We start from the raw sequence: 15,275 nt of genomic DNA, 5'->3' as shown, positions 1-15,275 counted from the left end.
GCCATGACGGAGCGGCACCAGCCACGCATCCTGACGATCCCGGCGGGCCTTCCCTTCCTGAAAACCCTGGCGACGACACTGTGCGACGGCCGATTGACGCCGCTCTTCCGGCATGATGCCGACGACCCGCTGTCGCTCGCCGGAGTAACCATCTACCTGCCGACCCGGCGTGCCGTGCGCGTGTTGCGCTCGGCATTCGTCGATCTGCTTGGCGGCCGGTCGGCGATCCTGCCGGTCATCCGCCCCCTAGGTGAAACCGATGATGACAGCGGCTATTTCGACGAGGCGCTGCCAGCGACGATCGACCTCGCCCAGCCGCTGTCGAATACTGCGCGGCTGCTGGAACTGGCGCGCCTGATCCTTGCCTGGCGCAACAAACTGCCGGAGATCGTCCGCCATATTCATTCGGACTCGCCGCTGGTCGCGCCGGCAAGCCCGGCGGATGCGATCTGGCTCGCCCGCAATCTCGCCGAGCTGATCGATTCCATCGAAACCGAGGATCTCGACTGGTCGGAACTGTCGAAGCTCGACACCGGCGATTATGCCGCCTGGTGGCAGCTGACCGCCGAGTTTCTGCAGATCGCCAGCGCCTTCTGGCCGGCGCGGCTTTCCGAACTCGGCAAATCTTCGCCGGCACGGCACAGAAACGCCATTCTCAGGGCCGAAGCGGCCCGGCTTTCGGCGACCAAGCCCGGCGGTCCGATCATCATCGCCGGGTCGACAGGTTCGGTTCCGGCGACTGCCGATCTGATCGCCGCCGTCGCCCATCTGTCCGAAGGCGTGATCGTGCTTCCGGGCCTCGATCTCGCCATGCCGGAAGGACATTGGCAGATGGTCGCGCCCGAACCGGCGCCGGGCCAGCATCCCAATCCGGCCAGTCGGAGCCATCCGCAATACGGACTGTCATCGCTGCTGAAGAGGCTAAGGCTGACCCGGGCCGATGTCAGCATCCTTGACAGACCGGAGGCCGATCTTGACCGGCGCGCCGAAATCCTGTCCCGGGCGCTCGCCCCGGCAGAGGCGACCAGCGACTGGGGAACATGGAAGAGCGAGCTCCCCGGGGGAGCGCTGACTTCGGCCTTCAACGACGTTTCGCTGATCGAAGCCGCCAACGAGCGCGAGGAAGCAACCGCGATTGCCGTCGCGCTCAGACTGGCGCTGGAACGGCCGGGGCAGGACGGCGAGAGCCGGGCAGCCCTGATCACGCCGGACCGCAACCTCGCCCGTCGGGTGATGGCGGAGCTTTCACGCTTCGGCATCCTCGGCGACGATTCGGCCGGCACGCCGCTTTCGGCCACGCCGCAGGGCAGCTTGCTGCAATTGCTGCTGGAGGCGGCGCTGCGCCCGGGTGATCCGGTGGCGATCGTCTCACTGCTCAAACATCCTCTGGCCCGCTTCGGCCTCGAACGCGACGCCCTGATTTCCGCCACCGAAACGCTCGAGCTTCTGGCGCTGCGCGGCGGCGTGACCGAGGTGGATATCAGCGCGCTCGAGGTGCTTCTGACCCATCAGCTTGCCGAACAGGCCCTGGATCGGCACGCACCGCAATGGCGAAAGGCGCTTCCCGCCGACGCCGCCAATCTCGCATCCGAGCTTGCCCGCCGGATTACCCAGGCGACCGAGCCTCTCGCCTCTGCGCTCTTCCGGCACCGGCCGGAGGATCGCGGCAAGACGGCGAGTTTCACGCTGTCCGAATGGGCCGCGCGTACCGGCCGTGCTCTCGAAGCGGTCGCGGCCGATCCGCAAGGCAATCTTGCCGATCTCTGGTCGAACGAGGCGGGGGACGCACTTGCCTCCCTTCTCGGCGAAGTGATCGACACGGACGGGCAGATGGAGGCCGACGGGCCGCAATGGATCGACATCATGGCGGCGCTCGCCGCCGGCCATGCGGTGAAACCACGGGCGCTCAGCCATCCCAGGCTGTTCATCTTCGGCACGCTGGAAGCCCGGCTGCAGAGCGTCGATACGCTGATCCTCGGCGGACTGAACGAAGGCTCATGGCCGGGGCAGAGCGCCAACAATCCCTTCATTCCGCGAATGATGAAGACGGAGATCGGGCTCGAACCGCCGGAGCGGCGCATCGGCCAGCTGGCGCATGATTTCGAGATGGCGAACGGCACCCGCCACCTGATCTATTCCAGGGCGCTGCGTCAGGGCTCGACGCCGACGGTCGCCTCGCGCTGGCTGCAGCGGCTGCTGGCGCTGGGCGGGGAGGCGCTCGAAGCGGAACTCAAGGGGCGCGGCAGCCGGTTCTTGCAATGGGCCGGTCTCATCGATCGGGGAGAGAGCCAGGCGCCGGCGCAACGGCCTTCACCGAAACCGCCGCTGGCGTTGCAGCCGAAATCCTACTCCTTCAGCGAGGTCGGACGGCTGCGCCGCGATCCCTATGCCATCTATGCCCGCCGCATCCTGCGGCTGGATCCGGTCGACGCGTTCAATCGCGACCCCGGCGCAGCTGAACGCGGTACGCTCTATCACACGATCATCGACCGGTTCATCCGCGCGGCGCATGTGGCCGGCACGCCGGAGGCGGCAGCAGCGATGGAGCTTATCCTGACCGAGCTTTTCGACATGGAAAAGCTGCCGCCGCATATCGATGCCGTATGGCGGCCGCGTTTTCGGGAAGTGGCACGCGCCTTCCTCGAATGGGAGGCCGGACGACGGCCAGCCATCCGCCGGACGCTGACGGAAGTGCGCGGCGGCGTGGAGCTGGAGGCGATCAATATCCGGCTCAATGGCGTCGCGGACCGGATCGACATTACCGGGCCGAACGCCGCCGACATCATCGACTACAAGACCGGCTACAACCCCTCGCCGGCGCAGGCACGCGCGCTTCTCGATCCGCAGCTCGCGCTGGAAGCCGCGGCCTTGCGCGCCGGCGCCTTTCGCGATGCCGGCAGCCTCACGCCGCAGGATCTGCTTTATGTCCGCCTGCGTCCCGGAAACCGATTCCAGGTCGATATGGTCAACAATGAAAACGCCGCCCGCAGCGACAAGGCGAAATCGGCAATCGACCTTGCCGAGGAATCGGTCGACCAGCTGATCAAGTTCGTCAGCCTGCTGCAATCCGGCGAAAAAGGCTTTACCTCGCGGCTCATCCCGGCGCAGCAATTTGATTTCGGCGGCGACTACGATCATCTCGCCCGCGTCTCCGAATGGTCGACGGCCGAGAATGAGGAAGGCGGCGGCGATGAGTGAGCGGAGCGACCTTCCTGATAACGACGATCCGGGGGCCTGGATCGGCTGGACCACGGTCCAACAGGCGATCGCCTCCGATCCGGTGCGCTCGGCATGGGTTTCGGCCAATGCCGGTTCCGGCAAGACGCATGTCCTGACCCAGCGCGTCATCCGGCTTCTGCTCGCCGGCGCGCGGCCTTCGGCCATTCTCTGCCTCACCTATACCAAGGCCGCGGCTTCGGAAATGTCGAACCGGGTCTTCGAACGGCTGGCCGACTGGGTCGTGCTTGACGATGACGATCTCAGCCGGCGGATCATTGAGATCGAAGGTACGGCGCCCGATCGGATAAAACTGGCCGAGGCCCGGCGGCTGTTTGCCAAGGCGCTGGAGACACCGGGCGGCTTGAAGATCCAGACGATCCACGCCTTTTGCGAGGCGCTGCTGCATCAGTTCCCACTGGAGGCCAATGTCGCTGGGCATTTTTCGGTTCTCGACGACCGCGCCGCCGCGGCGCTGCTTTCCGATGCGCGCCGGGCGCTGCTGACGGCGACTGCGCCGGAAGAAGGCGGCGCCCTTGCAGAGGCTTTCGCCTACGTTCTCAATCTCGGCGACGAATCCGGCCTGGAGAACCTGCTCGGCGACATTGTCGCCAACCGCAACGCCATCCGCCGCTTTACCGCGGCCGCCGAACAGCAGGGCGGCGTGGACATGGTTCTGCGCAAAAGGTTGGGGCTCGCCGCCGATGACACCGAGAGAGGGATCGCGGCGCAATACTGGCCGCTGCCGGAACTTTCATGCGGTACGCTGGAACTTTATCTGTCGCTGGCCGATCAAAAGGGCGGCGCCAAAGCGCAGGAGGTTGCCTATGGCCTGAGGCTCGCCGGCCGGGAGCCGGATGACGCCAGACGCGCTGCGATGCTTGAGAAAATTTTCCTGACGGCGAAGGGCGAGCAGAAAACGGACGCGCAGTTCCTGGTCAAGGCCATGCTTGCTGAAGCGCCGCAATTGGCGGAGGCCATCATCACCGCCCGCGCGCATGTCGCGGCAAGCCGCGACCGGCTGAAACTGATGCGGATGCACGGCGCCACGCAGGCCGCGCTCGTGCTCGCCGATCGGCTGAATCACGATTACGAGGAACTGAAGAAACAGCGCAGCCAACTCGATTTCGAGGACCTGATCACCCGCACCGCCGACCTGCTGACAAAGAGCGGCGTGGGTCCCTGGATCCATTACAAGCTCGACCGGGGTATCGATCATATCCTCGTCGACGAGGCGCAGGATACCAGCCCGATCCAATGGAGCGTCATCCAGTCGCTCGCCGAGGATTTCTTTTCCGGCGAGAGCGCCCGGCCGATCGTGCGCACGCTGTTTGCCGTCGGCGACGAGAAACAGTCGATCTATTCATTTCAGGGGGCGCGGCCCGAGCGTTTTTCGGAAGAGAGCGACCGGACGCGGCGGCGCGTCTCGGACAGCGGGCAGAGCTTTTCTTCCGTGCGGCTGCCGCTCTCCTTCCGCTCGACTGCCGACGTGCTCGAGGCCGTCGACGAGATTTTCAGGACATCCGACAATGCGCGAGGCCTCAGCGCTGTCGGCGAGCCGGTCGTGCATCGTTCCAGCCGCATCGGACATCCCGGCGCCGTCGACCTCTGGGAAATGGTCGCGCCGGAAGCGGTGGTGAAGGAAGAGGATTGGACGGCGCCCTTCGATGCGACGCCGGAAAGCGCGCCGGCCGCAATTCTCGCGCGGCGCATCGCCCATTCGATCGGCGCGCTCGTCGGCCGTGAAACGATCGTCGACAAAGGCAAGGAGCGGCTGATCGAGGCCGGTGATATTCTTGTGCTGGTGCGCAAGCGCGACGCATTCGTCAATGCGTTGACACGCGCCTTGAAACGTCGCGGCGACATTCCCGTCGCCGGCGCCGACAGGCTCACCCTGACCAGCCATATCGCCGTGCAGGATCTGCTCGCACTCGGCCGTTTCCTGCTTCTGCCGGAAGATGACCTGTCGCTCGCCGCCGTGCTCAAGAGCCCGCTTTTCGATCTCTCTGAGGAGGACATCTTTGCGGCCGCGGCACTGCGGGGCGACAATGAGAGCGTCTGGAGCCATCTCAAGAAATTCGCCGCCGACGGTAACGAGCGTTTCCGCGCGGCGGTCGAAAAGCTGGAACTGTTCCTCCGACAATCGAAAACCCTATCGGTGCATGATTTCTATGCGCGCCTGCTGGGCAGCCACGGCGGACGGCGGCAGTTTCTTGCCCGCCTCGGCACTGAAGTCAGCGATATCCTCGACGAATTCCTGACCTTCACCCTCGACCATGAGAGCTCCGGCCTTCCCGGGCTGCAATCCTTCATCTCGACGCTCGAGCTCGAAGCGCCCGAGGTCAAGCGTGAGCAGGACAAGGGGCGCAACGAGGTCAGGATCATGACCGTGCATGCCTCAAAGGGTCTTGAGGCACCCATTGTTTTCCTGGTCGACGGTGGCTCCAAAGCTTTCACGCATACGCATCTGCCGAAGCTTCGCCTGATCGAAACCGACCCGGATGAGCCGCCGATGCCCGCCTGGGTTCCCGTCGCCGACCTCGCCAATTCGCTGACGCAGAACGATGCCGCGCGAATCCAGATACTGGCCGAAGAGGAGTATCGCCGACTGCTCTATGTCGCCATGACGCGGGCCGCCGACCGGCTGGTCGTCTGCGGCTACCGTGGCGTGCGGGCGAACAACGACACCTGGCATATGATGATTTCCACCGCGCTCAGCGAAGGTCATCCGCATGTGGAGGCAGCCAGCTTCTCCGACCCCGACGGGGAATGGCAGGGCATCAGATGGCGCGTGCCGCGGGTGGAGCGGAGCTTCGAGCGTATCATCCGCAGTGAGGCGCGCGACGACGAAATTAGGCTGCCGGAAGGCCTGTTGCGGCCATTGCCGCCACAGGCGGAACTGCCTCGGCCCCTCAGCCCTTCCGGCGCCGGGACGATCATCGACGAAGACGAAGGCGGCCTGGTTGTCGCTTCTCCGCTCTTTTCAGAGAAGCAACGCAGCGATTGCTCGCTGGAGAAAGGCAGGCTGCTGCATCGCATGCTGCAGGCGCTTCCCGATATTCCGCCGGAGGAGCGGCCCGGTGCGGCCCAGCGTTACGGCGAACGGGCGGCCCGTTTCTGGCCCGAGGCCGAACGGCGCAAGCTGGTCGATTCGGTTCTGAAACTATTGGACGAGAAGGACTTGCAGCCCGTCCTCGGCGAGCAGGCCCGGCCCGAGGTCTCGATCATGGGGACATTGACCCTCGACGGCAGGCGCTATGCCGTCTCCGGCCGCATCGATAGGCTGGCGGTGCTTACCGATCGCGTCGTCATTCTCGATTACAAAACCAATCGCGTGCCGCCGGCGTCCGAAGACGCCATCCCCTTTGCACACCGGGCGCAGCTGGCGATCTATCGCGAGATCCTGGCACCGCTCTATCCCGGCAAGCGCATCGACTGCATGCTCGTCTATACCGAGAACGCCTCCCTCTACACGCTGAGCGAAAGGGCGCTCGGTTTGGCGCTTGCAGGACTGAAGACAAAGTGAAATACCGGACATTGAAAATTTGGCACCGCAGCATCACATGTGGTTCAACATCCAATTCCGTCAAAGGAGCAGCCTATGGCTACCGTGAAAGTCGATATCAATAACTTCCAGTCGGAAGTTCTGGAATCTGCAGAACCCGTCGTCGTCGATTTCTGGGCTGAATGGTGCGGCCCGTGCAAGATGATTGCGCCGAGCCTCGAAGAAATCTCCGTCGAAATGGAAGGCAAGGTCAAGGTTGCCAAGCTCAATATCGACGAGAACCCGGAACTCGCCGCACAGTTCGGCGTGCGCTCCATTCCGACGCTTGCAATCTTCAAGGGCGGCGAAGTCGCCGATATCTCGGTCGGCGCCAAGCCTAAGACCGCTCTGTCGAACTGGATTTCGAACGCTGCCTGATCGATTGATGTCACATTACGAAAAAGCCCGGCTTTGACCGGGCTTTTTCATTTCGGGCTCTTCATTCGCCCCTCACTTGGGAGGCGTGCCGTTGTCGGAAAGCACGTCGCCGACGAGGTAGAGGGAACCGCCAACGAGGATGCGCGGCGGCAGCGCTTGCGGATCGCTAACGGCTTTTATGGCTTCGAGCGCTTCGCCGACCGTCGACATCGGTTCGGCAACCAAACCGGCATCATAGGCAGCATGCGAGAGTATCACCGGATCGATCATCGCTTCGCTACCGCGAATCGGCACGCAGAAAACTTTTTCGACCAGCCCGGCGAAGGCCTTGAAATAGCCGACCGGGTCCTTGGTGTTGATCATGCCGATGATCAGGAACAGCGGCCGGGACTGGCGTTCCTCGAAATTGGCCATGGCTTCGGCGATCACTTCGCCGGCACCGGGATTATGCCCGCCGTCGACCCAGATTTCGGCGCCGGCGGGCGCATGCTGCAACAGCCGGCCATCGCTCAGGCGCTGCAGCCGGCCCGGCCATTCCACGCAATTCATCGCCTTTTCCATCATCGTCTCGGTGATGGTGAAACCTGCCGCCTTGACGGCGCGGATGGCGGCGGCGGCATTGGCATATTGATGGCGGCCGGGAAGGCGCGGCAGCGGCAGGTCGGCAAGCCCGTATTCGTCCTGATAAACGAGCCGGCCATATTCCTCATGCGCCATGAAATCCTGGCCGAACACCGCGCTCGGGCAATGCAGCCGCTCGGCCGTCGACATCAGCACGTCGAGTGCCGCGTCATATTCCTGGTGGCCGATAACGACGGGCAATCCCGGCTTCATGATGCCGGCTTTTTCCGCTGCGATCAGCTCGACCCTGTCGCCGAGATAGGGCTGGTGATCGAGCGAGATCGGCATGATCACCGAGACGGCCGGATCGGAAATGACGTTGGTGGCATCGAAGCGTCCGCCGAGACCGACTTCGATGATCGCCGCGTCGGCCGGATGTTCGGAAAACAGAATGAAGGTGACCGCCGTCAGGATTTCGAAGACGGTAATATGCTGTCCGGCATTGGCATCGGCGACGCGGCGCACGGCATCAGCGAAAACGGCGTCATCGACCAGCTGTCCGCGTCCGCCTTTGACGCCGATGCGATAGCGCTCGTGCCAATTGACGAGATGCGGCGATGTGTGGACATGGGCGCTGTAGCCGCCTGCCTCAAGCAAAGCGCGGCAGAAGGCGGTGACCGACCCCTTGCCGTTGGTGCCGGCGACGTGGATCACCGGCGGCAGTTTCCGGTGCGGATTGCCGAGTTGATCGAGAAGACGAGTGATGCGATCGAGCGACAGATCGAAGCCCTTGGGATGCAATCCCATGAGTTTTTCGATCTCTTGCGCTGCCTCACTCACCGCGGTTTGGCCTCTGGGTATCAATTCGGCACCCCGCCTGCTTGTCGATTATCAGGCGCTCGCCGCCAGGGCGATCGCACCGGCATTCATGTCGTTGGCCGCCGAGACGGGTTTCTTCGTCAGGATCTTCAGGAGGCGCGCCAGCGTTTCCGGGATGTCGTGACGTTTGACGACCATGTCGACCATACCATGTTCCAGCAGGTATTCGGAGGTCTGGAAGCCCTCCGGCAGCTTTTCGCGCAGCGTCTGCTCAATAACGCGCTTGCCGGCAAAGCCGATTTCTGCGCCGGGCTCGGCCAGATGAATATCACCGAGCATGGCGTAGGAGGCGGTCACGCCACCGGTCGTCGGGTTCGTCAGTACGACGACATAAGGCTGGCCGGATTCCTTGAGCAAGTCGACGGCAACCGTCGTGCGCGGCAGCTGCATGAGCGAGAGAATGCCTTCCTGCATGCGCGCGCCGCCGGAAGCGGGGAACATCACCAGCGGGCACTTTTCCAATGTCGCACGTTCGAACGCCTTGACGATCGCCTCGCCGGCGGCAATGCCGAGCGAACCGCCGATAAAGTTGAATTCGTGCACGACGGCGACGAGCTTCAGGCCCTGCACCTTTCCGAGACCGGCGAGGATCGTGTCCTCCTGTTCGGTCTTCACGCGGCTGTCGCGCAGGCGATCGATATATTTCTTCGAATCGCGGAACTTCAGCGGGTCCTGGGCGACCTTCGGCTGCGGCAGCGATTCATATTCGCCATTGTCGAAGAGATCGGCAAGGCGCGCCTTGGCCGGCATCTTCATGTGATAACCGGACGCCGGAATGACCCATTTGTTGGATTCGAGATCCTTGTGAAAGACCATCTCCCCCGTTTCCGGGCACTTGATCCAGAGGTTCTCCGGCACTTCGCGACGGCCCAGCATGGAATTGATCCGCGGGCGAACGTAGTTGGTGATCCAGTTCAACTCGAATACTCCTGATTGACGAGTGCCAATGTGGGAAAACTATTCGGCAGCAACAAGGCGCGCCGAACGGGTTCCCGATGAGAGGCCGCGCACCAGCGTTGCGACCGCCTGAACGGTGTCCGCCGTCGCCTTGCCGTCCTTGGTCAGGCTGGTGGCGACCTGATTGACGATGGCGGTGCCGACGACGACGCCGTCGGCCGAGCCGCCGATGACCTTGGCATGTTCCGCAGTCTTGACGCCGAAGCCGACACAAACCGGCAGCTCGGTGTGCTGCTTGATGCGCTGGACGGCGCCCGAAACAAGCGACGGATCGGGCAGCGCCGAGCCGGTGATGCCGTTCATCGAGACGTAGTAGACGAAGCCGGAGGTGTTTTTCAGCACGGCCGGCAGGCGCTTCTCGTCGGTGGTGGGTGTCGCCAGGCGGATGAAGTTGATGCCTTTGCGGATCGCTGGAATGCAGAGCTCGTCATCCATCTCGGGCGGCAGGTCGACGACGATCAGGCCGTCGATGCCGGCGGCGATCGCATCGTCGAGGAATTTCTCGACGCCGTAGATGTAGATCGGATTGTAGTAGCCCATCATCACGATCGGCGTCGCATCGTTGGTCTTGCGGAAATCGGCCGCCAGCTGCAGCGTCTTCTTCAGCGTCTGGCCGCCTTTCAGCGCACGCTGGCCGGCGAGCTGGATCGCCGGACCGTCGGCCATCGGATCGGAAAAGGGCATGCCGAGCTCAATGATGTCGGAACCTGCCTCCGGCAGCGCCTTCATGATGCCGAGAGAGGTATCGTAGTCAGGATCGCCGCCCATGAAATAGGTCACAAGCGCCGGACGGCCCTCGGCCTTCAGCTCGGCAAAGCGTTTGTCCATGCGTGCGGTCATGTCTTACAGTCCCATTCCCAGAAGCTTGCCGACGGTGAAGATGTCCTTGTCGCCGCGGCCGGAGAGGTTCATCAGAATGATCTCGTCCTTGCCCATCGTCGGCGCACGTTTGATCACCTCGGCAATCGCATGCGCGGCCTCGAGCGCCGGGATGATGCCTTCGAGGCGGGTCAGGGTCTGGAAGGCCTCGAGCGCTTCGTGATCCATGATCGGCACATAATCGACGCGGCCGATATCGCTGAGCCACGAATGTTCCGGGCCGATGCCGGGATAATCGAGACCGGCCGAAATCGAGTGGCCTTCCTTGATCTGTCCGTCGCCGTCCTGCAGGAGATAGGTGCGATTGCCGTGCAGCACGCCGGGCGTGCCGGCAGTGATCGACGCGCAATGTTCATCGCCCTGCAGGCCCTTGCCGCCGGCTTCGACACCGACGATCTTGACGGAGGAATCGTCGAGGAAGGGGTGGAAGATGCCGATCGCGTTCGAACCGCCGCCGACGGCCGCGATGACGAGATCCGGAAGGCGGCCTTCGGCCGCCAGCATCTGCTCTTTTGCTTCGGCGCCGATCACCGACTGGAAGTCACGGACCATCTCCGGATAGGGGTGCGGACCGGCTGCCGTGCCGATCAGATAATAGGTGTCCTCGACATTGGTGACCCAGTCGCGGAGCGCCTCGTTCATGGCGTCCTTCAGCGTGCCGCTGCCGGCGGTCACCGGTTTGACTTCGGCGCCGAGCAGCTTCATGCGGAACACGTTCGGCGCCTGACGCTCGACGTCGGTGGCGCCCATATAGACGACGCAGGGAAGGCCGAAGCGGGCGGCAACGGTGGCGGAGGCGACACCGTGCTGGCCGGCGCCGGTTTCAGCGATGATGCGGGTCTTGCCCATGCGCTTGGCGAGCAGGATCTGGCCGATGCAATTGTTGATCTTGTGCGAACCGGTGTGGTTCAGCTCCTCGCGCTTGAAATAGATCTTCGCGCCACCGAGTTCGGCCGTCAGCCGCTCGGCAAAATAAAGCGGGCTGGGGCGGCCGATGTAGTGCGCGCCGAGATGTTTCAGCTCCGCCTGAAAGACCGGATCGGTCTTCGCCTTGTTCCACTCGTCCTGCAGATCGAGGATCAGCGGCATCAATGTTTCGGCAACGAAACGACCGCCAAAAATGCCGAAGCGGCCATCTTCATCGGGGCCGGAACGGAAGGAATTCGGTTTAGGCGTCTCGTTCACTCTCAACTCCCTGAGGCCATGACAGGCGCATCCGCCGTTTCGACCGCATCGAAAAATTCATCGATCATTGCAACGCTCTTCACGCCGGGCGCGCTTTCGACGCCCGAGGAGACGTCGATACCACGTGCCTTGGTATTCGCGAGCGCATCCGCGACATTGTTCTTGTTCAGTCCGCCGGACAGCATGTAGTCGATGCTCTCGTCGATCCAACCGAGAAGGCTCCAGTCGAAGGAAATACCGTTACCACCCGGCAGTTCGGAACCCTTCGGCGCTTTCGCATCGAACAGGAAGCGGTCGGCGATGCCGACATAGGCCTCGACCCGCTTCAGATCGTCGGCCGTGCGCACCGAAAAGACCTTCATGACCGGCAAGCCATAGAGCGCCTTGATGGTCAGCACATGCTCGGGGCTCTCATTGCCGTGGAGCTGCAGAATATCCGGCTTCAACAGCGAGACGATCTCATCCAGCTCGTCATTTGTGGCATCGACGACGACGGCGACGATCTTCGCCTTGCCGCGGGCCGGTTCGGCAAGTTTTGCCGCCAGGTCCGGCTCGATGTAGCGCGGGCTCTTTTCAAAGAAGATAAAACCGATATGGGTCGCGCCGCGTTTCAGCGCGCGATCGACAGCTTCCGGCGTCTTCAAGCCACAGATTTTGATATCCGGTTTCATGGCAGCGAAGTGACACGAAATGCGGCAAGAGTCGAGCCAATTTGCATGCAAAGCTGCATTTAGGGCGAGCTTCGATCAGGCGAAATCGATGGCGTGCAGCTGGCTACCGTGCCGCTTCAGCCAGGATTTCGCTTCCTCCATGCCGGGGCAAAGCTTCTTGCAAAGCGCCCAGAAGCGGGGCCCGTGGTTCATTTCCTTGAGATGGGCGACCTCGTGGGCGGCGAGATAGTCGATCACGGAAGGCGGCGCCATGACGATCCGCCAGGAGAAACTCAGATTTCCCTCCGACGAGCAGGAGCCCCAGCGGCTTCGGGTATCCTTCATCGAGATCGAGCGGATCGGCGCCCGGATGGTTGCGGCATGCGCTGCCGCCAGCCTCTCGAGATCGGCGCGCGCCTCCTTCTTGAGGAAGGCCGCAATGCGCCGCCCGACATGTTCAGGCATGCCGCTGACACGCAACACCGGATCGCCGCCCACAGAGACCACCTCCGTCAAACCGCGCAAGCTGCCCGTATGCACAATGCGATGGGAAACGCCGCGCAGGAGGATCTTGCCGCCATCGCGCAGCCCGGTGTCGGTCGAAAACTTGGCAAGTTTGGTGAGCAGCCATCCCTGGTGCCGATCGAGGAAGGCGTTGACCTCACGCGCCGCAAGGCCCCTCGGCACCGTCATCTTCAACGCGCGGCCGCCTGGCTCGATGCGCAGCGTGATGCGCGTCGCCTGGTCATGATGCTTGATGGTGAGAGGCATGAGCCGGCCGGCGACATCAAGCGTCCGCGTTTCGGGCGGAGCCGGCTTTCGCACCTTTGGCCGTGTCTTCAGAAGCGGAAACATGGGTGTTTTCTATACGATTCGCCGGCGAACCTAAACGATTCAGCGGGAAGCCGGGCATGGAAAAACCGGCATCGGTCAAGATGCCGGTCATCGCTTCATCACTCATCCACTCACGGCGTCTGAAATTCCGCGACCGGCCCGCCGTTATCGTCGCGCTTGGCATTCTTGCGGTCACGCATGAAACGGTCGAACTCTTCCTGGTCCTTGGCGCGGCGGAGTTCGCGGAGATACTCGTCGAATTCCTGGCGCATTTCGTCCAGCTTGCGGCGCTCTTCCTCGATCCGGTCGAGCTCGGCCTTACGCCAGTCGTCGAAGGCGACGTTGCCGGTCGAGAAATGCGGGCGGTGATGGCCATGCGAACGGCGGCAGGAGGCAAAGAAGCCGTCGGTCGCCTGGTTTACGTCGCGCTTGAAGCCGCGCAGACGCTCGCCGAAGATGATATAGGCAAGCATGGCCAGACCCAGAGGCCAGAAAACCATGAAGCCGAGGATCATCAGGGCAATGGTAGCCGGAGTCCAATCCGGTCGAAGCAATGCTGACTGGTTCATCGTGCGGTATCCTCGCGTTCTGCGCCGGCAAGATGCCGAACGCTGAAATCGATGTGGTTACCGCAATAGCAGGCTTCAAGACGATTGCCCGGGAAATCGGACAAGGTCTTGAATCCACTTTTCTAATTCAGCTGGCCCTGATTTACGCCGTCCGGCCGCCCTTGATGACGCGCCGCACCGGGCGCTTGACCGCGGCACGCGAATGCTGGCGGACGAAATTGACGATGCGCGGTGCGATCTCGCGGCGGAAACGCGAGCCGTTGAAAACCCCGTAGTGGCCGACATCCGGCTGGAGATAATGCATACGCATATCTTCGGGAATGTTCACGCAGATGGTCTGTGCCGCCTTGGTCTGGCCGACGCCCGAGATGTCGTCATTCTCACCTTCAACCGTCAGAAGCGCGACGTTGCGGATCGCTGCGGCATCGACGCGTTTGCCGCGATGCATCAATTCGCCCTTCGGCAGCGAATGCTTCATGAAGACCTGTTCGACCGTCTGCAGGTAGAATTCGGCCGTCAGATCCATGACGGCGAGATATTCGTCGTAGAAATCGCGATGTTTTTCCGGTTCGCCATCGTTCTTCACGAGGTGCATGAAGAATTCCTTGTGGGCGACGACGTGCCTGTCGAGGTTCATCGACATGAAGCCAGAAAGCTGCAGGAAGCCCGGATAGACACGCCGCAGGAAGCCTGGCTGCGGCCAGGGCACATTCATGATGACATTATCGGAAAACCACTGCAGCGACCGTTCCTGGGCGAGCTTGTTGACGGCGGTCGGATTGATGCGCGTGTCGATCGGGCCGCCCATCAGCGTCATCGAGGATGGCGATAGTGGATCGTTGGCTTCCTCCATCACCGCGGCTGCGACCAGCACCGGGACGGAAGGCTGACAGACGGCGATCACATGCGTGTCGGGACCGAGGAAATGCAGCATCTCGATGACATAATCGACGTAATCGTCGAAATCGAACGTGCCCTCCGTCATCGGCACCATGCGGGCGTCGATCCAGTCGGTGATGTAGACGTCGGCGCTCGGCAGCAGCGCCTCGACCGTGCCGCGCAACAGCGTCGCATAGTGACCGGACATCGGCGCCACGATCAGGATGCGCGGGTCGCTGGCGCGGCCGGGCGGAACGTTGCGGGCGAAATGCAGCAGATTGCAGAAGGAGCGCGACCAGACGACCTCTTCACGGACGGAAACCGTCTGGTCGTCGATCGTCGTCCACTTCAAGTCGAATTCAGGCTTTCCGTAGCGGCGTGTCGTGCGCTCGAACATTTCGAGGCTTGCCGCGATCGTGCGGCCGAACGGCGTCTGGGCAAACGGGTTCAGCGGGTTGGCATAGGCAAAACGCATGATATCTGCCGCGGCGCGAAACGGCGCCATGGCAGCATGATTCAATTCATAAAGCTGATAAAACATACAAGGCGCTGCCTTTCTCTATCGAAAAGATGACGTCGATTGATAGACATCGAACCTTTCCGCACGCTGGCACGTAACATAGATTAACAGGTTTTTGTTGCACAGCAACATGGACGTGCCGAACCTGCACAGGAAATGCCAGAGTGTTGATCCCTGGCATCACCATAAAACTGAAAGCTTAAGCTTCAGCGCTACTAGTGTCG

The 15,275-nt window shown here is 62.6% G+C and carries 12 protein-coding genes; 3 read left to right on the top strand and 9 right to left on the bottom strand.

Annotation, left to right across the window (positions count from 1 at the left end; translation table 11 throughout):
• Positions 1–3 precede the first annotated feature (3 nt).
• From addB to trxA, 3 genes are all read left to right on the top strand, one after another.
• Positions 4–3,198, top strand: coding sequence for a double-strand break repair protein AddB (addB, locus tag N2597_RS20330; protein ID WP_183597924.1), 3,195 nt, complete (start codon positions 4–6; stop codon positions 3,196–3,198).
• A complete protein-coding gene (gene addA, locus N2597_RS20325) occupies positions 3,191–6,742 on the top strand; it encodes a double-strand break repair helicase AddA (protein ID WP_183597922.1) in 3,552 nt (1,183 codons plus the stop codon). The genes addB and addA overlap by 8 nt, the downstream gene beginning before the upstream one ends.
• 75 nt (positions 6,743–6,817) lie before the next feature.
• Complete coding sequence (gene trxA, locus N2597_RS20320; RefSeq protein WP_004672616.1) at positions 6,818–7,138, top strand: thioredoxin; 321 nt, start codon at positions 6,818–6,820, stop codon at positions 7,136–7,138.
• Positions 7,139–7,210: 72 nt separating this feature from the next.
• On the opposite strand, the gene N2597_RS20315 is transcribed toward trxA, so the two are convergent.
• The 9 genes from N2597_RS20315 to N2597_RS20275 all read right to left on the bottom strand — a co-directional run bounded on the left by N2597_RS20315 (position 7,211) and on the right by N2597_RS20275 (position 15,072).
• Positions 7,211–8,563 (bottom strand): bifunctional folylpolyglutamate synthase/dihydrofolate synthase, encoded by a 1,353-nt coding sequence (locus N2597_RS20315; RefSeq protein WP_170961485.1) that lies wholly within the window; start codon positions 8,561–8,563, stop codon positions 7,211–7,213.
• Positions 8,564–8,590: 27 nt separating this feature from the next.
• Entirely contained in the window at positions 8,591–9,496 is a 906-nt protein-coding gene (gene accD, locus N2597_RS20310; protein ID WP_077992776.1) for an acetyl-CoA carboxylase, carboxyltransferase subunit beta, read from the bottom strand.
• A 39-nt stretch (positions 9,497–9,535) separates the two neighbouring features.
• A complete protein-coding gene (gene trpA / locus N2597_RS20305; protein ID WP_039617059.1) occupies positions 9,536–10,375 on the bottom strand; it encodes a tryptophan synthase subunit alpha in 840 nt (279 codons plus the stop codon).
• 3 nt (positions 10,376–10,378) lie between these two features.
• Positions 10,379–11,599 carry a tryptophan synthase subunit beta gene (trpB, locus tag N2597_RS20300; RefSeq protein WP_039617057.1) on the bottom strand — a complete coding sequence of 407 codons (1,221 nt, stop codon included), beginning with the start codon at positions 11,597–11,599 and terminating at the stop codon, positions 10,379–10,381.
• Positions 11,600–11,601: 2 nt separating this feature from the next.
• The gene (locus N2597_RS20295) at positions 11,602–12,270 is read right to left on the bottom strand and encodes a phosphoribosylanthranilate isomerase (protein WP_009994168.1); all 669 of its coding nucleotides are present in this window, start codon (positions 12,268–12,270) and stop codon (positions 11,602–11,604) included.
• Between the two features lie 75 nt (positions 12,271–12,345).
• Positions 12,346–13,104 carry a M48 family metallopeptidase gene (locus N2597_RS20290; RefSeq protein WP_086155828.1) on the bottom strand — a complete coding sequence of 253 codons (759 nt, stop codon included), beginning with the start codon at positions 13,102–13,104 and terminating at the stop codon, positions 12,346–12,348.
• On the bottom strand, positions 13,037–13,210 hold the full coding sequence (locus N2597_RS20285; RefSeq protein ID WP_164519006.1) for a hypothetical protein: 174 nt from the start codon (positions 13,208–13,210) through the stop codon (positions 13,037–13,039). The genes N2597_RS20290 and N2597_RS20285 overlap by 68 nt, the downstream gene beginning before the upstream one ends.
• A gap of 4 nt (positions 13,211–13,214) precedes the next feature.
• Complete coding sequence (locus N2597_RS20280; protein ID WP_077992772.1) at positions 13,215–13,652, bottom strand: DUF2852 domain-containing protein; 438 nt, start codon at positions 13,650–13,652, stop codon at positions 13,215–13,217.
• A 142-nt stretch (positions 13,653–13,794) separates the two neighbouring features.
• On the bottom strand, positions 13,795–15,072 hold the full coding sequence (locus tag N2597_RS20275) for a polyhydroxyalkanoate depolymerase (RefSeq protein WP_077992770.1): 1,278 nt from the start codon (positions 15,070–15,072) through the stop codon (positions 13,795–13,797).
• Positions 15,073–15,275 lie beyond the last annotated feature (203 nt).

This window comes from Rhizobium sophoriradicis, assembly GCF_025200795.1.
In the GTDB taxonomy this organism is placed as follows: Bacteria; Pseudomonadota; Alphaproteobacteria; order Rhizobiales; family Rhizobiaceae; genus Rhizobium; species Rhizobium sophoriradicis.
The sequence above is the reverse complement of the archived record's forward strand: the minus strand, read 5'-3'. Positions and strand labels throughout refer to the sequence as shown.